This is a genomic window from Flagellimonas ulvae (assembly GCF_049333175.1).
Lineage (GTDB): Bacteria > Bacteroidota > Bacteroidia > Flavobacteriales > Flavobacteriaceae > Flagellimonas.
On record NZ_CP186325.1, the window covers coordinates 1,918,917 to 1,940,000 of the forward strand.

Below are 21,084 nucleotides of genomic sequence, written 5' to 3' on the forward strand. Positions count from 1 at the left end.
TGAGCAGATAAAAAAGCACGTCGGTACGGGATTGTTTTATTTTCGAAAGGATTCTATTCCCTCTATTAGTTGACGGTATTCCTTTTCGAACTCTTTCCAAAGGGTGATAACCTCTTTACCTGATTCATACCATGACAGTTCGGTTTTGAGCTTTGTTATTTGCTCAGCTTTAAAATGAAGCGTATTTAGTGTTCCCGTAGAAAAAGAATTGGTTGATTCCGCTATTCGTGCTTTAATTTCTCGATAATCCCATTTAGGAAGTATTCCCAATTTTTCTTTTTCCTTGTAGCCCAGTGTTTCATAGATAATGGTGTAAACCCCTACCGATAGTTTTGGCAGTGGTAGACTTGCCTTTTGTTTCAAGTTTTGGAATGATTTGTTGAAAACTGTTTCATTCAAATCATTGGCAATGCTTACTTTTAAAGGTTCTGTTTTCTCTTTATGCGTACTTGATATTTCAATCTGCAAATCATCTCCAACGATTATATTACGTTGCGCTGATTGTACAGAAAAACGGCTAGTTGAAACAGGTTCCTGAAAGGAGAGCGGGACATACATTCTTTCGAGTATTTCCTCGTTAAAAATACCAGAATCGTGTACAACGGAATACCCATTGGAAAAGTAGCCAACATCTTCTCGCCATTTTCCTTTAGCAAAGTAGAGTCCAAAAGCCATTTTTTTCATAAAAGCTGGATGGTACGGTTCTATATCAGACCACGAAATCAAACTTTCAAAACCTGAAACACCATCATATTCCAATTCCTGACTTTTGGATTTCCCACTAAGCGGAGGATTTTTTTGATTACCATTGTAGGAGGCTATACGCTGGCGGTCCCAAGCATCTTCGGGATTTTTAGTTGGTGAATAAGAAAGTTCGTAGTACTCTGTAGTTGATTCACTTTCGGTAGCTTCCCCCACTAAAAGTTTATAGCCGTCTCCCCACAAATATCCTCTTTTGTGATAGCTAATGGTATCCGCTTCAGTTTCAATATATAAATACAGGTATTTATCGTTATATGCTAAAGCATAGCGAACCCCAATAGAATCTGTTTCCGGGTTGTCAAACTGAGAGTAAAAATTAAACGTTTGCCGAGGTAAAGATTTTAAATGACTATCTAAACGTCCATCGATATCAGGTGTCTTTTCAATATATGGTACTTTTATTTCGGCCTGTGCCGACAACGTTAAACAACCACCCTGAGCTATTAAAAACAGTAAACGTCTTATAATTGCCCTTTTTAGCTTACGCATAGCGAAATATGATTTAATTGATATGTAAAGCAGGAATGCTGAATTCTTGTACTATTGCAATAGCCTGCCCATTACCGTTTTTTGATGTTTTATTCCAAAGGTCCATTTTGTGAGCTACAGGTCATTGAGCCAATTAATAGTAAATCGATGATTTGTGTTTTTTTCATTTTCTCTGATTTTTCATCGAACCCATTTAAAATTTGTTTTCAATTCTCTAACGAGAGAACCATTTTATACCCCATTGATTTCTTTTTTGCTGTAGCGTTTTGTGATCAATAACCTCATACATTAGAGTTTCATTTATTCCATTTGTACTTGCCAACATGCACCATCTAACAGTACTGTAAAAAGCAATAGTATTTTCCTCCAAATCCGGAACTTGTGCAATAATGGGTTCAATTTGAGCAAAGACAACACTGTCTTTCATTATTGTGGAAAACTTTACTTCAGCAGTATGATGAACGCCTGTACCATTTTCGTAGTTCCCCATTTCCCAACTTATACGAATTGGCTTTCCCTTCTTCACCGATTGTACAAGTTCATCTAAGCTTCCATTAACTGCATTACCTGTAGCATCGTTTTCATAAACTAATTGCCATTCTTGAAAGCGGGTTTCCTTTTGTTTTTCACAACCTGCCAGAACAAAAATTGATAGAACCAATACTATCGTTTTCAAATTGGGTAATTTTCTCATTTGGTTTGAATTTTTTTTCAGATTACGTTTATGAATTAAGAATGATAATCATGCATAGTTTTGAATCGCAACTTTATCTATTTGTTATTCATTTAGTTGTCTTTCAGACCATTTTACAGCATTATAATAATTAGGCGTTCCCATCAATTGTGGGCCGTATAAATCCGAAAGTATGCTCAGATGCGTCTCAACATTTGAGGTGCTATCCGATAAATATTGAAGCTTTTCCAAAACCTGAGCCCTAGATGTTGTTGTAGCAACAAAGTGATAAAAAAGTAGAAGAATCAGTATTTGATTGATTTTGATTGATGATTTGATTGTCTTATTCTTTTAGGTTAAAATCGCTTTGCTCATAACGTACAAAACCCGTCTCAATAGGAAGCCGTCGTTTCAATAGCCAATACTTTTTTGCATCCTTAATTGTCTTTCCAGGATTGCCTTCGAGAAAATCTCTTGTATACTGTGCATACATGTTATGATCAGCTATTTTACGCTTGAAATCGGGATCTTTCTTTCGGTCTTCCAACAATTGCCATTGCTTTATGGCATCCTGTAAGGTTTTTCCAGGATTTTCCCTTACCCAATTCATAAAATCGCTATGACAGGAAAACTTTCCACCTATATGATTTTTCATAAATCCCCTAAAATTTTTACCAAAAGTGACACTGTCCGTAATCACGGTTGCTGGTGTAAGCCTTCCCTTTGCCCAATTAAATGTTGATTTCTTTTTCGAAGAAACCTTTTTACGTACTTTACCATCATTATCCAAGGCGTAAGCTATTCTATCTTGTAATTCAAACTTGCCTCCTGTGCATGGTAGATTGGAACGCCGGCAGATATCGACCAATTCTTCTTTTAGCCAATACCAGCGTTTGAATTCGGTTCCCGATTTTATAGCTTCAAATAAAGGACGTTGTTCTATTTTCATCTTTCTATCATTGCGCTTTCCCAGTTATTTGTTTTCCCAAGCTTAATAGCTTTTCAATGACAGGGAAGAATACATTTTTACCGTTATCCGAATTGGTAAAAACCACCACACCTTCGCCTGTTTTTGGCAAAAGCATAATCAGGGTATTCACGCCCTTGTCGCCACCCGTGTGTAATAATGCATACTGGTCATCTTTTAAGTTGGGAAGGATTTCCCAACCCAAACCCATTTTGATATTTTGCTCTTTTCCATTCTGTTGCCTGACCATTTCAGTAAATAAGTCTTGGGATAAGCCCGCACCATTTAAAATATACTGGGCAAAACGACCATAATCCTCGATGGTCGTCAACACATCATCTGCAGCACTTGCCGACTTGTTTTTATAGGTGTCATACACTTTGTTACCGTCCTTATCGTGCCATTTAGCAAAACGATTTTCGTCTATGGTCTCATTCCAATAGAAATGGGTGTCATCCATTTTCAAAGGTTGATATAATAGGGAATCAGCAAGTACTTCTAACTTCTTGTCAAACTTGCCTTTCAAGGCTTTCTTCAAATATTCAAAGCCTTCGCCGGAATACTGAAAACCTTCCCCGGGCTCAAAATCGAATTTCAATTGACCCGATTCATTTTCATACCTCCAATTCTTAAAGCCCGATTGATGGGAAAGGATATGGCGTGTGGTCAGTTTCTTACTATTGGGATTACCTGCGATATCTGGGTCTGTCCAATACGGATATAACGGTTGGTCCAAATCCCAATCACCATTTTCGACCAATTTTAAAGTAAGCAGAGTCACTATAGGCTTGGTAAGGGAGGCCACATTGAAAATGGCATCGTAAGGTGCTGGTACTCCAGGTTCCAATTCACCATACACTTCGATACGCTGTAATCTGCTGTTTTGTAGGATGGCGACTCCCATTGCTGGAATATTATTTTTTTCTCTCAAGGATTCAAGTGAAAAACACTCGTCATGAATTATTCCCTCCCTTACCTCACTCACCTGTCTCGATGTTTTGTGATTATAGCTCAACATCCTTTTCAAGAGCCAATCATTACTTGTTTTTAACCATAAATGCGTAAAATCGGCAGTACTTGTGAGATATGATTTTTTATTTTTTTCTATTGCGTAGAATTCGTGTTTTCCTTTCTGAAGGGCAGCATAGACGTTTCCATAATTTTTAAGCAAGTGAATTTCCAAGCTGTTTTCAACAAGCTTTCTCTTTGGACTGTAATTTCTTCCACAAATATTTTTTTCTATACTTTCTATAAAGGGCTGACGACCATAATTTGCGCCACTGGTGTCGTTGTAAAACTCTAGATCTAGGGCAATGATACTATCTAAAACATCAGTATTACATTTATTAAAAGCCTCGTCAAACAGCAAACTATCCTCGTTTACAATCTTATTGTATAAAGGATGCTCTGGTTTTATTTGCGCATAGACCAATGAACTAAATAATAATGCGATTGTGAAAAAAAATAAAAATTTTGAATTGGTTTTAATCATCATAAAATTTGGTTACAATGATAATATTTGATGGGTCATTTAATGGTCAATAAAGCACAAGTCTATGCCCCAAAACACCAAAATAGCTCTGCGTTCAATCCATTTTACTGAATTAATGCATTTTAAACTAAAAACAACTTCAAAAATGATTTTAACATTGTTTCAATTTATAGCGAATTGACTCAATGCAAATATTTGCCATTATCTTTTACTATTAATTTTGCATACAATAAATTGGTTTCAAAAACGTATTTTGATACTTAAAAATGCGTCTTTATATACTCTGATGGGGTCAACTGGAACCTCTTTTTAAAGGCTCTTATAAAAGTTGCCTTAGAGTTAAATCCTGCCTCTTCGGCAAGACCATAAATAGTTATCGATCGTAATTTTCCACTTTCTAGTGATTGTAAGAAAAAATCAATGCGAAGATTATTTAGATAGGTGTTATAACCCATATTTCGGTAATGTCTAATTGCATTAGATAATGCTTTGGAGCTGACACCGTATCTAGTTGCCACATTTTCGAGGGTTATATTGTTTCGTAAGTAGAACTTGTCTTTTTCAATCTGTGTTAAAACTGCTTCATCGATGACATCATTAATTTTAAACGAACCACCAATATGTCTTCGCTTTTTGAAATAAACATATATCAGTGCCAAAGACAGTACATAAACGAGGGCACTTGTTAAAATAAGTCTAAAGAAAAACCACCATTTATATCCACCTGCCAACCACCATTCGTGATAACTCATAGAAATTATCTGAGCAATGCGTGACATGAGTAGAACACCAAATATCAAAGTGAAAATATAAAGGGGAGTGTAAACTTCAGGTTTTACGCTTATATTTTTTTTATACCGTATAAAAATCAAGATTAACCATAAAAAAGTGGTACTATCGATAATGATAGGCAGATAGGCATTTAACCATCCGTAGTGCGGAAAGATTCTTAAAACAAAGAGCGGTGAGATAACCAAAACTAAGACGAAACCGGGAAGAAGTAACCAATAATTAATTCTGTAAGAAGGGCTCAATACTTTCTTTACCGAAAAAATTAATAATGGTGGAATCAGCCATTCAAATTGAAAGAAATCTTCAACTGGGGTGCGAATATGATATTTTGGACCAAATACAAACAAAAACTCTTTTGCCTTTGTCAGGCAGAAGAGAATTGTAGCCAACGCCACCCACTTTAAACGTATTGAGTTAGTTTTCTTTAACAGCAAATAAAAGCCTATTAATAGGCCATTGATCAGCCCTATAAGCATAAAAATGAATAAAAACACGTCATTCATTAGGTACCCGTTTTTGTAAAAGGTATTCAGATGGAAGAAAACCATGTACTTTCTTAAAAGCATTTGAGAAATGACTCATATTGGTATAACCCAGCCTGTAACCAACTGCGGAAATGGAATCACCATTCTCTTCAAATAAATCCAATGCTTTTACCATTCTACGTTCTGTAATTTCCTTTGAAAGACTTTTGCCATACACTGCTTTGCACAAGCTTTGTAATTTACTTTCACTAAACCCTATTTTTTCAGCTAGGTATTTTACTTTCAACTTCTCTCCCAAATGTCCATCTACAAAAACCATTAGGTCGAATAATCTCGAAACATCGTCATAGTTTGAAACACCAAGTTCTAAATGTTTACCTCTGTTTTGAAGTTTACCAAAAAACAACGATAATAGTTCTAATGTCTTCCCATGTAGATATGATCTACGATAACTAATCTTAGAGTCCGACCTGAACACAGATAACAATAACGTGGTAATTTTACTGTTCAATCGCTCATACATGAAAAAGGGAGAGGCTTTTTCAATTTTTTCCATAAGAAATGCTATTTCTTCTGAAAAGAAACTGCCCATCCAATTCTTGTCCAATACAATATGAAATTGTTGATTGTAAAATCCTGGAGGAAACACAGCAAATGATTCCACACCGCCATTTGCAAAATAGGCTCCGTGGGTTAGCCCATTGGTTGTACCCTCAATTCTATTATCGGTAACGTTTAATCTCGCTGTACCTGTCAAATGAAAATCCAATATCAATAGATGTTCGTTATCCGTTCCCATTCGTTTCACAATAACAGGTTGACTCTGTCGAAATTGACTAAGTTGAACTGATAAATTTTCATTGAGTCTATAGAATTCTACACTTGCCTCTATTACATCATTGAATATTTCAAACATTGGTGCACTGAATTCTTGTCCAATGGCATTGGCGATATCCCTGGCCAAAATATCCGTATGATTTATTTTATATGATACTTCCAGCATTTTGTCGTTTGGTTCTGATACAACAGACAAGGTAAGACTCCAATTGTTACAAAGAAAACGGAAATGGGGCACTGTTTAATGGTTTTGTAGTAATCATTAGTTACCTTACTCGGTAGATGCGAACATATACCTTAAGGGCAGTTTGCCGCCATTAATACCAAAGTATTAAATCTTTACAATCTGTGCTCTTGGTAGCATAAATACAGAAAGCAATAAAAAGATTAGACTAAACTTTTATTGGATACCTATTGATTTCCTGAAATTCTTTAGTTTGACCAATAATTTTGAACACCATGGGACTACACCGCACATCTATTGGAACTACTCCTAAGAGCCAAGGGTATTTTTATACAAACCGATAGGGATTCGAGAGAAGATTTTCCCATAATGTCATACCTTCTAGTAGCACTTGCCAAGAAATTTTCATTAAATGAATTATAGACAAAATTACCCCGTATTGACTATCACCAAATGACTACCTTAAAAAGAAAAAACCTTGCAAATCAATAAGATGTACAAGGTTTTGTTTTTAATCAGACTTGAATGTGGGCGCGAAGGGATTCGAACCCCTGACCCCCTGGGTGTAAACCAGGTGCTCTGAACCAACTGAGCTACGCGCCCATTCGTTTCCCAAATGGGTGTGCAAATATAGTATCATTTTCTGTTTTGCAAAAAGAAAACACCTAAAATATTAAAGCACTTCTGCAACCACAAAAGTACTGCCTCCAATAAAGATTAAATCAGACGTGTTTGCGTTTTTTTTGGCAGCTTTCAATCCATTCTTAGCTGAAGAATGTAGTTCTCCCTTTAGACCAAAAAAATTTGCCTTTTTTTGCAGAATCTCTTCAGGAAGTCCTCTGGCAATATCAGGTTTGACAAAATAATAGTTTGCTTTTTTAGGGAAAAGGGGTAATAAGGAGTTTAGGTTTTTATCAGAAACAAACCCAAGAACAATATGCAACTTATCATATTTCTGTTCTTTGAGTTGTTTAAGGACCATTTCCAAGCCTTCTTTATTATGCGCTGTATCACAAACCGTTTTAGGCTTTTTTCCAAGAATCTGCCATCTTCCCAATAACCCAGTGTTCTGCACCACACGCAGCAAGCCTTTTTTGATGTGCTTTTTGCCAATCTGAAAACCCTTTAGTTGATGAAGAGCAACCACTACGCCTTTCACATTCTTTTTTTGATATTCTCCCAGTAAATCCGTGTCATAGGATTCAATGCCTTCATCTTGGGCAAAGAATAATGGAGACTGCTTCTGGGCCGCGATTATTTGAAAAATCCCTGTAGTCTCCTGTTGTTTCTCACTTATCACCACAGGAACCTCTTTTTTAATAATTCCTGCCTTCTCCATAGCGATTTTTTCCAAAGTATCCCCCAGTAAATCCATATGATCAAAACCAATATTGGTAATGAGAGAGACTTCCGGAACAATAATATTGGTAGAATCCAATCGACCTCCTAGACCTACTTCTATCACGGCAATATCCACATTCTCTTTGGCAAAAAAGGAAAAAGCCATTCCAACGGTCATTTCAAAAAAAGAGAGAGCATTTGATTCCAAAAAGTCCTTATTAGCCGAAATAAAATCCGTCACATAGTCTTTATGGAGAGGTTTACCGTTAATTCGGATACGTTCTCGAAAATCTTTTAAATGCGGTGAGGTATACAGTCCTACCTTATAGCCTGCCTCCTGTAAAATGGAAGCAAGCATATGGCTGGAAGAACCTTTGCCATTGGTCCCTGCAACATGTATACTCTTAAACTGTGTATGGGGAGAATCTAAGTGTTGACTAAAATTTAAGATGTTGTCCAACTTATGCTTCAAAGCGGAGGCTCCCTTTTGTTGATACATGGGTAGCTGGGCAAACATCCAGGCAATAGTCTCTTTATAAGTCATTATTTATTGACCTAACTTAAAGTTAACCACTATGAAACCTGTTTGTTTGGATGGGGCTTTCGAATCCAAATTCCATCTGTAGGATAATGCTGTTTTTTTTGCTGGCTCCAAAAGACAAGGAGCTGTATTGGTACTCCCCTGAACCCCAGGTGTGGCTTGAATCACTTTGCCATTTCGGTCCACTACAATACGAACTACCACGCGCCCGTCTTCATTACATTCTTGACGAACAGCTCCTTTGCCTACTAAAGAACGACCATTGAGTCCATACCCTCCGGTACCGCTTCCGCTTCCCGGTGCTCCATAATAGCTGGTTGCATAAGGATTTCCAGCGGGGTTTCCTTTATCCCCTTGTCTAGAATCATCCCCTTCGCTTCCTGTTGTTGTTCCATCTGATTTTCCTATCCCACCAATCAAAGCATCCAAGTTTTTCTTTTTGTTCTCTTGTTCCCTTCTTTTTCGTTCTTCGGCCGCCTTTTTTTCACTGGCAATACGTTCAGCCTCCGCCTTTTTCTTTTTTGCAATTTCTTCAGCTTTTCTTTTAGCTTCCTTTTGCTGATTAATCTTTATGGTTTCTTCATCATTGCTTGTCAATACTTCTTCCACGGGTTCATTTGGTGCAGCTTGTTGAGGTTCTGAGGGTGGAGGAGTTTCTTGAACTGGTTCGGGTTGAACCTGCATAGGTTCTTGCCTAACTTTTTCTTTGGGCTGCACTTTACCTGAACCAAAGTCGGTAGTACCAAAATTAATCGCTATTCCATTTTCAATGGGAGGGTCCAAATAGGTCAGTCCAATATAAAACAGTAGCAATAATAAAGCGCTCAGTAAAAGCGTAGTAAGTGTGAAAGATTTTTTCTTGTGTCTCGTGTCTAAAAATGGCATTACTTGGGTCGCACTGCCAAGATAACCTTATAACTGTTTCTATTGGCAATGTCCATAACGTTAACCGCTTCTTTGATAGCAACGCTTTCCTCAGCCCTTAGAATGATGGTAGGCTTCTCTTGCCCTTCCAGTGCTTTTTTTAATTCAATTTCAATGTATTCCTCGTTAATCCGCTCATTGTTCACAAAATATTCCAAGTTCTTGTTGATAGTCACTGAAACATTTTGAGTATTTGTCGATTTACCTTTGGCTTTGGGCAGCAAAAGGTCCAATGCATTTGGTGCATTGGAGGTCAGCATAAAAAAGACCAACAACAGAAATACAATATCTGTCATGGATGACATGCTAAACTCTGGACTTACCTTATTTCTTCCCTTTAGTTTCATACCGAAGCCTTCTTCTAAATAGGTTCATTTAATAGATCCAAAAACTCTACGGCATTAGCTTCCATCTTGTGAACCACTTTGTCTGTTCTATTGACCAGGTGGTTATATCCAATATATGCAATAATACCCACTACCAAACCGGCAACCGTGGTAGTCATGGCAGTATAAATTCCCGAAGCCAGTGATCCCATCTCCGCCTGCCCACCACTTGAAGCCATTTCATGGAATGCCAAAATCATACCAATAACCGTCCCTAAGAAACCAATCATTGGCGCCGCTCCGGCAACTGTAGCCAAAACGCTTACATTTTTCTCCAATTTATAAACCTCTAGTGTTCCTGCATTTTCAATAGCTGTATTGATGTCATCAAGAGGTTTGCCTATACGGGCCACTCCTTTTTCGGTAAGCCGAGCCACAGGAGAATCCGTTTGGGCACAAAGAAGTTTAGCTGCTTCCAGTTTACCGCTCATCACATGATCCCGAATTTGGTTCATGAAATTTTTATCGATTTTGGAAGCTGCCTTAATAGCAAAAATGCGTTCAAAATAAATATAGAGCGCAACGAACAACAGCACAAAAAGTACCATGATAATTACAATACTTCCTGTACCACCGTTTACAATTAAATCAATTACGGAAAGTGTCTTTTCCTCTGAAACAGCTTCAGCAAGTTCTGCTGCTGTTTCCAGTTCTTGATACAAATTCATATAAAATCCCCAATTTTAAGTTGCAATAATAACGGAGATTTTTTTGTTAAAGTATCTCTTTAAAGGAAAAATCGCATTACAATAAAACCAATGGCACCAGCAATGAAACCAATAAGTGCTAGCCATGCTATCTTTTTTAGGTACCAAAAGAAGTCAATTTTTTCCATACCCATAGCCACAACACCCGCGGCAGAGCCAATAATTAGCATACTACCCCCAGTTCCCGCGGAATACGCGATAAAATGCCAAAGGGGATTATCCAATGGCTCAGAGAACATTCCCAAACTGGCAGCGACCAAAGGTACATTATCAATAACTGCGGAACCCACACCAAGAATTATCACAACCAAATCAGAAACTTCGGTACCATCCAATTCAGTTCCTAACAACCCAATACCTTGTTTTAAGCCCTCCGCAAAATTGAACAGTAGACCCAGAGATTCCAGAGCGGCAACCGCCATTAAAATACCTAGAAAGAAAAGGATGCTGGGCAATTCAATTTTAGTTAAAGCACTATGAACAGGACTATGGTGAGAACTGGCATCACTTTCTTGATTTACGGAAGAAATAGAAATTTTTGTTTGACTATATATCTCTGCAAAGGTAGCTACTACGGCCAGTGAGAGCATCATACCAACGTAAGGTGGCAAATGCGTAACAGTTTTAAAGATAGGTACAAAAACAATGGCCCCTAACCCTAGGTAAAGCATTCTTGCACCAAACTTTGATTTTGATGGTCCTGATTCTTCCACATCAATTTCTCCTTTAAAAGGAGACAAGAAAGAAGCAATAAAAGTTGGTACCAACATACAAATTAGTGAGGGTATCAAAAGGTAACTAATCAATTTACCGGTGGACACCTTATTTCCTATCCAAAGCATGGTTGTCGTTACATCCCCAATAGGAGACCAAGCTCCTCCAGCATTCGCTGCAATAACAATTAAACCAGCGTACCAAAGTCTGGAATTTCTATCTGCAACAATTTTTTGTAAAATGGAAATCAATACAATAGTTGCTGTAAGATTATCTATTATAGCCGAAAGGATAAACGCCAAAAAAGCAAAAATCCATAGTATTTTTTTCTTACTACGTGTTTTGATAAAAGTTTTAATAGTAGCAAAACCATCAAAGTAATCGATAATTTCAACAATGGTCATAGCTCCTAAAAGGAAGACCAATATCTCAGAAGTCTTTCCCAAATGATGGAGCAAGGTTTCTTCCAATAAGTGCATCTTATCTTCATGCCCCAATGCTCCGAAATTATCGAGCAAAGCATGTTTTCCAGAATCAAACCAAGATGTAAACCCATCGATGCCAAACGCCATCAAAGCCCATAAAATGGCCATCATGGCCAAAGCTGGAATAAGCTTATCAATTTTAAGGTTATGTTCTAAAGTGATGGCAAGATATCCAAGAACAAAAATGACTATCAGTAAGGTTTCCATAGGTCAGTTGGTTTATTTTGTTGTTAAGTCTACAGTACTAAGTCTAGTTTGCTAAAGATATTCAAAATGAGTTTGCCCACATAATCTTCATCGCAGAAAAATAGAAATCAAGCGAACGCAGAGTCGCTTACCCTTAGAATCATCCTTTAAACCATTCTCAATTATATGTCCATTCTTTTAGAAATTCCCTATCTAAACATTATATTTGCAATCCTTTTTTAACTATTTTTCAATATTATGGATTTCTCTCTTTCTGAAGAACATTTGATGATACAGCAAGCTGCCAAAGATTTTGCAGAAAATGAATTGCTACCAGGAGTTATTGAACGTGATGAAGCACAAGAGTTTCCCGGCGAACAGGTAAAAAAAATGGGAGAGCTCGGTTTTATGGGTATGATGGTTGGAGAAAAATATGGAGGAAGCGGAATGGACACCCTTTCCTATGTTTTGGTTATGGAAGAGTTATCCAAAATTGACGCCTCGGCATCTGTAGTGGTTTCTGTGAACAACTCACTCGTATGTTGGGGGTTGGAAACCTACGGAACCGAAGCTCAAAAAGAAAAATATTTATCTAGATTGACAACAGGTGAGGCTATAGGTGCTTTTTGTTTATCGGAACCAGAAGCTGGAAGTGACGCAACCTCCCAAAAAACCACTGCTTTCGACAAAGGGGACCATTATATATTAAATGGTACCAAGAACTGGATCACCAATGGAAACTCGGCCGAAGTTTACCTTGTTATAGCACAAACCGACATCGAAAAAGGGCACAAAGGAATCAATGCCTTTATTGTTGAAAAGGGGATGGAAGGTTTTGAAATAGGCCCAAAAGAAAATAAGTTAGGAATTCGGGGAAGTGACACGCATTCCTTGATTTTCAACGACGTCAAAGTACCAAAGGAAAACCGGATAGGAGAAGATGGTTTTGGTTTTAAATTTGCCATGAAAACCTTGGCTGGAGGAAGAATTGGTATTGCAGCACAAGCCTTGGGAATTGCCGCTGGAGCATATGAGCTTGCCAAAAAATATTCAAAAGAAAGAAAAGCGTTCGGAACGGAAATCAGCAATCATCAAGCTATTGCTTTTAAGTTAGCGGACATGCATACCAAAATTGAAGCCGCAAGACACTTGGTTTACAAATCAGCATGGGACAAGGATAATGGCAACAATTATGATTTGTCTGGAGCAATGGCCAAACTATATGCCTCTGAAGTAGCTATGGAAACAGCAGTGGAAGCTGTTCAAGTGCATGGAGGTAATGGTTTTGTAAAAGATTATCATGTGGAGCGCCTCATGCGAGATGCCAAAATCACCCAAATTTACGAGGGCACCTCAGAAATCCAGAAAATTGTGATTTCTAGAAGCGTTCTTAGAGATTAGGATAAACCTGATTTTTAAAGAAACATTTAACCGTCAAAAAATAGGGGGCATCTTTTTGTAATCATACATTTTTATAAGCACACCTTCTTTTTTTAAGGGTAAAAAAGTTTTTACTTTATTCTCATTTTACTAACCCCCTTTTTTTATTGGGTCCGCTTTGTTTGCACCACTCGGTTTTGAGATAATGATAATTTAACATCTCTCTTTTTTAGGTATTTCGTTATTTTTAACAATTTAATTCAATACCTATATATTTTATATACATTTTGTATAAACACTGATATTATCTCATTCCAAATGATATTTTTGAAGAAATGTCGCAAAGATGAGATTGGAAAAACAAGGATTATACCTGCCAGAATTTGAGCATGACAATTGTGGAGCAGGTTTTATATGTAGCTTAAAGGGAAGAAAATCCAACGATATTATTCACAAAGCGTTGGAGATTTTGGATAAGCTAGAGCACAGAGGCGCGGTTAGTGCTGATGGCAAAACGGGTGATGGAGCTGGAATCCTTATTGATATCCCACATGATTTTTTTACTGAAGTATGTAAGTTTGAACTTCCAGAACCTGGAGAATATGCAGTGGGCAATGTCTTTTTACCACAAAAAGAAAATCAACGGAACTTCTGCATTGGCACCTTTGAAAATCATTTAGAGGAACAAGGACTAAAGTTATTGGGTTGGCGTGATGTTCCAGTAAATCGTTCCGTACCCGGAAGAATTGCAAAAGAGACCGAACCTTATGTAAAACAAGTATTTGTTGCCAAAGGCGATGCTTTAGATGATTTTCAGTTTAACCTAAAGCTGTTCATTGCAAGAAAGGTAACAGAACACACCATTATAGAAAGTAAACTGTCCCAATCACAGTTTTTTTACTTGCCCAGTCTTTCTACAAAGATTATCATCTTTAAGGGGCTATTGGTCCCCCATGACATAAGTAAATATTATGAAGACTTGCTGGACCCTAGAGTGGTTACAAGATTGTCCCTTGTACATCAACGCTTTTCCACAAACACATTCCCTACATGGGATTTGGCCCAACCCTTTCGGTATATGTGTCATAATGGGGAAATCAACACACTACGTGGAAACGTTTCCCGTATGAGGTCTAGGGAAGAGCTTATGCAAAGTGATTGGTTTGGTGAAGATATCAAAAAAGTGCTGCCCATTGTGCTTCTCGGAAAATCAGATTCAGCAAGTATGGATATGGTAGTGGAACTGCTTTTGATGACAGGGCGTTCCTTACCTGAAGTGATGATGATGCTAGTACCTGAAGCTTGGGAGAAGAACGAAGAAATGTCCGAAACCAAAAAGGCTTTCTACGAATATAATTCTTGCTTGATGGAACCTTGGGATGGCCCAGCTTCGATTCCTTTCACCGATGGAAACTATATTGGTGCTGTTTTGGATAGAAATGGTCTACGTCCCTCACGCTATTCGGTGACTAAAAAAGGATATGTAATCATGTCCTCCGAAACCGGTGTGGTCGATTTGGAACCTGAGGATATAGAATTTCATGGTCGATTGGAGCCTGGAAAAATGTTCTTGGTCAATATGGAAGAAGGTAGGATAATAAATGACGAAGAAATCAAGGAATCCATCGCAAAAAAGCATCCGTATAAAAAATGGCTGAAGGATAATCTAGTGCACTTAAAGGACATACCGTATAATGACTGCCCTGTATTTTATGGTGAATTTCCATTAGAAACACGTACTTCTGCATTTGGATATACCCTTGAGGATATCAATACCATTATTTTACCTATGGCAAAAAATGGAAAAGAACCAATCGGCTCCATGGGGTCGGATACGCCCATTGCCGTACTTTCCGAAAGGCCACAACTTATATACAACTACTTCAAACAACTTTTTGCCCAGGTAACCAATCCTCCTTTGGATGGAATTCGGGAGGAGTTGATTACGGATATCAGTCTTACCCTGGGCAGTGATCATAATATTTTTGATTTTTCAGAACAACATTGTCGAAAATTAAAAATCCAGAACCCTGTTATCTCTAAAGAAGATTTGGATAAAATCAAGAATTATGATAGTAGTCCGGACTATAAAGTAGTTTCAATATCCATTCTGTATGAGGTAAACAAAGGGCATAATGGATTGGAGGAAGCCTTGGATTCTGTTTTACAGCAAGCTTCTTCCGCCATTGACCAAGGAACCAACATCATTATATTGTCCGATAGAATGATCAGTACGGAAATGGCAGCCATTCCTTCCTTGTTGGCTTGCTCTTTTGTGAACAGTGGTTTACGCAAAATGGGCAAACGTTCCAAGTTGAGTATTATCGTTGAATCCGCAGAACCAAGGGAGGTCCATCATTTTGCCTTGCTATTTGGGTTTGGAGCAAGTGCTATTAACCCTTATTTGGTTAATGAAATCATCGGGCAACAAATTCAGGAAAACGACATTACAGAATACACCTTTGACAAAGCCATTAAGAATTATAATAAAGCCATTGGCAAAGGTATTCTTAAGGTGATGAACAAAATTGGAATTTCAACTTTAAACTCCTATAGAGGTTCACAATTATTCGAATGTATTGGCATAAATACCCAGGTGGTAGAAAAATACTTCCCCAACACCCCTACCCGAATTCAGGGTATAGGTTTATATGAAATAGAAAAAGAAGTTGCAAAAAGGCACACAAAAGCTTTCAAGAAACAAGATTTGGCAGCAAATCTAGATTTAGAAATAGGTGGAGAGTATCGTTGGAGAAGAGACGGGGAAAAACATATGTTCAACCCTCTTAGTGTAGCCAAACTCCAGAAAGCAGTTCGAAACAACGAACCGGGAACTTATAAGGAATATTCAGAATTGGTCAATGAGCAATCCAAAAACCTGATGACCATTCGCGGATTGTTTGAGTTTTCAAACTATGATCCTATTCCTATAGAAGAAGTGGAACCATGGACAGAAATTGTAAAACGCTTCAAAACCGGGGCCATGTCTTATGGAAGTATCAGCAAAGAGGCACATGAAAACCTGGCGATTGCCATGAATAGAATTGGCGGAAAGAGTAATTCCGGTGAAGGTGGCGAAGATTCTGCTCGGTTTTATAAAAATCAATCCGGAGACTGGAAAAACAGCGCTATAAAACAGGTAGCTTCTGGTAGGTTTGGAGTTACCTCGAATTACCTAACAAATGCACAGGAAATCCAAATAAAAATGGCCCAAGGGGCCAAACCCGGTGAAGGAGGGCAACTACCTGGACCAAAAGTAAACCCGGCAATTGCCAAAACCAGAAATTCAACCCCTTATGTTGGGTTAATTTCTCCACCACCCCATCACGACATCTATTCCATTGAAGACTTATCGCAGCTGATTTATGATTTGAAATCAGCTAACCGCGAGGCACGTGTCAATGTCAAACTAGTTTCTGAGGTAGGTGTGGGAACGGTTGCAGCCGGAGTTTCCAAAGCCAAAGCCGATGTAATTTTGATATCAGGTTTTGATGGAGGAACAGGGGCTTCTCCCTTAACCTCGCTAAAACATGCCGGACTGCCTTGGGAATTGGGAATTGCCGAAGCTCAACAAACTTTGGTACTCAACGATTTGCGCAACCGTATTGTATTGGAATGTGACGGTCAGTTAAAAACAGGAAGGGATGTGGCCATAGCCTGCCTATTGGGTGCGGAAGAGTTTGGATTTGCAACTGCTCCATTAGTAGCCTCAGGTTGTGTTATGATGCGCGTTTGTCACTTGAATACTTGTCCTGTAGGAATAGCTACACAAAACCCTGAACTACGCAAAAAATTCAAAGGAAAACCAGAACATGTTGTCAATTATATGTACTTCGTTGCGCAAGAACTGCGAGAAATTATGGCCAAGCTAGGTTTTCGCACAGTCGATGAAATGGTGGGACAAGTACAAAAATTGGACAGAAAGAAAGCTATTGAACATTACAAAGCTTCTGGTATTGATTTAAGTCCCATTCTCTATCAAATAGATGTTCCAGAAGGTACAAAACTCTACAATACTGAAAAACAAGAACATGCCGTAAATCATTCCATGGAGTTTGATATAATTGCCAAAGCGCATCCTGCCTTGTTCAGAAAGGAAAAAACGACGTTAGATTTTCCAATTCACAATACGGATAGAGCAGTGGGTGCCATCATCAGCAATGAAATATCCAAAATCTATGGGGCAGACGGACTTCCGGAAAACACCTTGAAGTTGAATTTTACAGGCTCCGCAGGGCAAAGTTTTGGTGCGTTTGCCACTAAAGGCCTAACCATGATAGTAAACGGAAACACCAATGATTACCTGGGCAAAGGGCTTTCTGGAGCGAGGCTGATAATCAAAGTCCCCTATAAATCCACCCTACAACCTGAGGAAAACATCATAACTGGCAACGTAACACTTTATGGTGCGACTTCCGGGGAAGCCTACATTAATGGTAAAGCTGGTGAACGGTTTTGCGTTAGAAATTCTGGGGCAAAAGCGGTTGTAGAAGGTATTGGAGATCATGGTTGTGAGTACATGACCGGCGGAGTTGCCGTTATTCTAGGGTCTGTAGGCAGAAACTTTGGTGCAGGAATGAGCGGCGGTATTGCCTATATCTATGATGTTGACAATTCATTCAGAAAAAGATGTAATGCAGAAGCTTTGAATCTCCTTTCAGTAGAAGAAGAAAACGATATTCAAGAGCTAAGGCAGCTTATTGAAAATCATTACAATGCAACACTAAGTCCAATAGCCCAACATGTATTGGAAAACTGGGAGAGTTCCTTACCTAAGTTTATCAAAGTATTCCCAGAAGAATACCGACAGGCGTTAATTCGTTTGGAACAAGAAAAAATGCAAACCTTATAATTTTATCATGGGAAAAATAACAGGATTCATGGAATTTGACAGAAAGGTGGAATCCTACACCCCTGTCAAGGAGCGTATAAAAAACTATAAGGAATTCACTCAACCCTTGAAGGAAAGTGAAATTAAAAAACAAGGGGCGAGATGTATGGATTGCGGTATCCCATTTTGTCACAGTGGATGTCCTTTGGGAAATCTTATTCCAGATTTTAATGATGCGGTGTATCGTGGAAAATGGAAGAAAGCAGCTGAAATTCTTCATTCCACCAACAATTTCCCTGAATTCACGGGAAGATTGTGTCCGGCACCTTGTGAAGAAGCATGTGTTTTGGGAATTAATGAAGACCCCGTATCCATTGAGAATATTGAAAAGAACATTGTAGAAACTGCATTTGATAAAGGATGGATCAAACCCGTTTTACCAAATAAAAGAACAGGCAAAAAAGTTGTTGTTGTAGGTTCTGGCCCGGCCGGATTGGCCACTGCTCAGCAATTAAATCGAGCTGGGCATAATGTTACTGTTTTAGAGAGGGATGAAAAAGTTGGAGGGTTGCTACGGTATGGTATTCCTGATTTTAAAATGGAAAAGCATATCATAGACCGACGTTTGGAGATTATGGAAAAGGAAGGAATAGTTTTTAAAACTGGAGTCAACGTTGGAGTTGATGTCCTTGCCAAAGACCTTAAACTTGTGTATGACGCAATTGTACTATGTGGTGGAGCCACTGTAAGGCGCCAACTTCCAATTCCTGGTTCGGATTTGAAAGGAGTTGTCCAAGCCATGGATTTTTTACCTCAAAACAACAGAAAAGTCGATGGAATTCCATTTGATGGGGAAAATCTTTCTGCAGAAGGCAAACAAGTAATCGTAATCGGTGGAGGAGATACAGGATCTGATTGCATTGGAACTTCCATACGGCATGGAGCCCAAGGCGTTACCAATTTTGAAATCATGCCCAAGGCCACTTTGGATAGGCCAGAGGAGCAACCTTGGCCTTTTTGGCCCATGCGACTGCGCACCAGTTCTTCTCATAAAGAAGGAGCGGAACGTGTTTTTAGTATAGCAACAAAAAAATTCGTTGGCGATGACGAGGGGAATCTAAGAAGCCTAATTACGGTAGAAGTGGAATGGCTAAGAGTCCCCGGAAAAAGGCCACAATTAAAGGAAATAGAAGGAACAGAAAAAGAATGGGATTGTGATTTAGCATTGCTTGCCTTAGGCTTCACAGGTTCTGAAACTATAATAGCAGAACAGTTGGGACTTAAAATGGATGCAAGAACCAATATTCAAGCTTCTCCCCAAGATTACAAAACCAATGTTCAAGGGGTATTTGTTGCAGGTGATCAGCGTAGAGGACAATCGCTTATTGTCTGGGCAATTTCCGAAGGGCGCCAGGCAGCACATCATGTAGACGCCTATTTAATGGGAACTTCCCATTTACCTTTAAAAGGAGAAGGGGATTTACCAAGGGTATAGATGATTTAAACAAAAAACTCCCTTTGATCTAAAGGGAGTTTTGCATCTTCATTTATCAATCCTCAACGTATAACCAAGCGATGAACTTCAGTGTTTTGAGGGGTTATTATTTTCAAGAAGTATAGTCCGGACCTAAACTCTTCTACATTAAAAGAGTTACCTATGGTGTAAGGGCCACTATAGACCATCTTACCATTTAAGGAAATCAGTTGCATTTGTACCTTGTCATAGTTCGCATTTTCTAGACGGAAAGTAGAACTTGTTGGATTGGGATAGAACAAGGTTTTTATTTCTTCTTCATTTGACAATACATCGAACAACTCAATATCGTCCGGAATAGTGGCCTGTAAAGGTGTACTTGATAAAAACTCATAAGCTCCAATATCAAAATTTGAACCAGATGGTCTCGCTGTGTTATCCATGTCAAAAGTGACTCCCCAACTAGTTAGATTAGACCCTTGGTCCACTACTGATGAGGATGATGAACTTGGGCTATAATCAAGGTTAGCCGTATCTGTTAAGCCCAAGGTATCTATTTGACGTGTCATTATGTTTGTATAGATATTGGTCAACACACTATCTCGGGTGTTACGCTCGTTAAAGTCAAAATAACTCTCCTGATTTTGTTTCCAAGTATTTCCACCTTCAAAATCATATCCCGGGTCTACCACTAGATTATTAACAAAATAGGATGGCACTTCACTCTGATTTCTATAGAGGTCCGCCGGGTCAACTGGATGCAAGACAGTAGTATTGTAATGAACTCCAGCACGCTCAGGTTCAATAATGGTATTGTTTGCTATATAATATCCTTCAGAAGTATCTTCAAACTCATGTCGATTATGTAAAAAGATACCATGCATTTTGGGCTTGACAAATACATTGTTATAAACTTTAGTACCACTCTCTCCATTAATAATCTGCATTCCCCAGCCTTTTTCCAAGGGCCCATTTTCAATGAAGTTATTATAAACATCATAAGTGCCACCACCTAAACTCATAGCAAAAGCCTGCCCCCATCTACCATCGGTTCCATAGTTGTAGATTGTGTTATCATGAATCTTACCATCCTCTCGTGTTAAATTGACTTGAATGGCATCCCAGCCAGTATTCTCAACTACATTGTCATATATTTCAATATTTTCTAGCCAATGGCCGTATACCATAGTACCACTGCAATTTCTTCCGTCATCTAGTTTATATCCTATGGTAAAACCAATATACATTCCCTCTCCTCCGGTATCATGAATGTAATTATCGTGAATGTTAAGATTTTTCATTATGAAACCATTAGATCTCCATGTTTCAGATTTATTGCAATCTGGATCAGTTTTAGCCATTAAACCGGCAAAACCGGCCGAGGCTACTTCAATATGGTCAATTTCAACATCTGTAGATAAAGCACTTAAAACA

Annotated in this window: 15 protein-coding genes and 1 tRNA gene (1 of these 16 cut by a window edge); 3 read left to right on the forward strand and 13 right to left on the reverse strand. The window is 38.4% G+C overall.

What is annotated here, in order from left to right:
* Positions 1–36: 36 nt before the first annotated feature.
* The 12 genes from ACOKFD_RS08865 to nhaD form a co-directional block, all read right to left on the reverse strand.
* Entirely contained in the window at positions 37–1,251 is a 1,215-nt protein-coding gene (locus ACOKFD_RS08865; protein WP_422860890.1) for a hypothetical protein, read from the reverse strand.
* A gap of 214 nt (positions 1,252–1,465) precedes the next feature.
* A complete protein-coding gene (locus tag ACOKFD_RS08870) occupies positions 1,466–1,945 on the reverse strand; it encodes a hypothetical protein (protein ID WP_422860891.1) in 480 nt (159 codons plus the stop codon).
* Positions 1,946–2,267: 322 nt separating this feature from the next.
* Entirely contained in the window at positions 2,268–2,873 is a 606-nt protein-coding gene (locus ACOKFD_RS08875; RefSeq protein WP_422860892.1) for a DUF6434 domain-containing protein, read from the reverse strand.
* A gap of 7 nt (positions 2,874–2,880) precedes the next feature.
* The gene (locus ACOKFD_RS08880; RefSeq protein ID WP_422860893.1) at positions 2,881–4,386 is read right to left on the reverse strand and encodes a serine hydrolase domain-containing protein; all 1,506 of its coding nucleotides are present in this window, start codon (positions 4,384–4,386) and stop codon (positions 2,881–2,883) included.
* A gap of 257 nt (positions 4,387–4,643) precedes the next feature.
* Positions 4,644–5,669 carry a helix-turn-helix domain-containing protein gene (locus tag ACOKFD_RS08885; protein WP_422860894.1) on the reverse strand — a complete coding sequence of 342 codons (1,026 nt, stop codon included), beginning with the start codon at positions 5,667–5,669 and terminating at the stop codon, positions 4,644–4,646.
* Between the two features lies 1 nt (position 5,670).
* Positions 5,671–6,663, reverse strand: coding sequence for a helix-turn-helix domain-containing protein (locus ACOKFD_RS08890; RefSeq protein WP_422860895.1), 993 nt, complete (start codon positions 6,661–6,663; stop codon positions 5,671–5,673).
* Positions 6,664–7,209: 546 nt separating this feature from the next.
* A tRNA-Val gene (locus ACOKFD_RS08895) sits at positions 7,210–7,284 on the reverse strand.
* Positions 7,285–7,354: 70 nt separating this feature from the next.
* Positions 7,355–8,566, reverse strand: a complete 1,212-nt coding sequence (locus tag ACOKFD_RS08900; protein WP_422860896.1) for a bifunctional folylpolyglutamate synthase/dihydrofolate synthase — start codon at positions 8,564–8,566, stop codon at positions 7,355–7,357.
* A 3-nt stretch (positions 8,567–8,569) separates the two neighbouring features.
* Positions 8,570–9,448, reverse strand: coding sequence for an energy transducer TonB (locus tag ACOKFD_RS08905; RefSeq protein ID WP_422860897.1), 879 nt, complete (start codon positions 9,446–9,448; stop codon positions 8,570–8,572).
* Positions 9,448–9,834 carry an ExbD/TolR family protein gene (locus ACOKFD_RS08910; protein WP_112377411.1) on the reverse strand — a complete coding sequence of 129 codons (387 nt, stop codon included), beginning with the start codon at positions 9,832–9,834 and terminating at the stop codon, positions 9,448–9,450. The genes ACOKFD_RS08905 and ACOKFD_RS08910 overlap by 1 nt, the downstream gene beginning before the upstream one ends.
* A gap of 14 nt (positions 9,835–9,848) precedes the next feature.
* Complete coding sequence (locus ACOKFD_RS08915; protein ID WP_422860898.1) at positions 9,849–10,541, reverse strand: MotA/TolQ/ExbB proton channel family protein; 693 nt, start codon at positions 10,539–10,541, stop codon at positions 9,849–9,851.
* Between the two features lie 59 nt (positions 10,542–10,600).
* Positions 10,601–11,986 carry a sodium:proton antiporter NhaD gene (gene nhaD, locus ACOKFD_RS08920; protein WP_299000201.1) on the reverse strand — a complete coding sequence of 462 codons (1,386 nt, stop codon included), beginning with the start codon at positions 11,984–11,986 and terminating at the stop codon, positions 10,601–10,603.
* A 237-nt stretch (positions 11,987–12,223) separates the two neighbouring features.
* Between nhaD and ACOKFD_RS08925 the strand changes: the two genes are divergently transcribed.
* From ACOKFD_RS08925 to ACOKFD_RS08935, 3 genes are all read left to right on the forward strand, one after another.
* Complete coding sequence (locus ACOKFD_RS08925) at positions 12,224–13,366, forward strand: acyl-CoA dehydrogenase family protein (RefSeq protein WP_422860899.1); 1,143 nt, start codon at positions 12,224–12,226, stop codon at positions 13,364–13,366.
* Between the two features lie 325 nt (positions 13,367–13,691).
* A complete protein-coding gene (gltB, locus tag ACOKFD_RS08930) occupies positions 13,692–18,197 on the forward strand; it encodes a glutamate synthase large subunit (protein WP_422860900.1) in 4,506 nt (1,501 codons plus the stop codon).
* Between the two features lie 7 nt (positions 18,198–18,204).
* Positions 18,205–19,671: a glutamate synthase subunit beta gene (locus ACOKFD_RS08935; RefSeq protein WP_422860901.1), complete on the forward strand. Its 1,467-nt coding sequence runs from the start codon at positions 18,205–18,207 to the stop codon at positions 19,669–19,671.
* Between the two features lie 62 nt (positions 19,672–19,733).
* Here ACOKFD_RS08935 and ACOKFD_RS08940 read toward each other — a convergent pair whose 3' ends face one another.
* On the reverse strand, positions 19,734–21,084 hold the 3' portion of the coding sequence (locus ACOKFD_RS08940) for a T9SS type A sorting domain-containing protein (protein WP_422860902.1). It continues 383 nt past the right edge of the window; only the last 1,351 of its 1,734 coding nucleotides appear in the window; its start codon lies off the right edge, out of view; its stop codon occupies positions 19,734–19,736.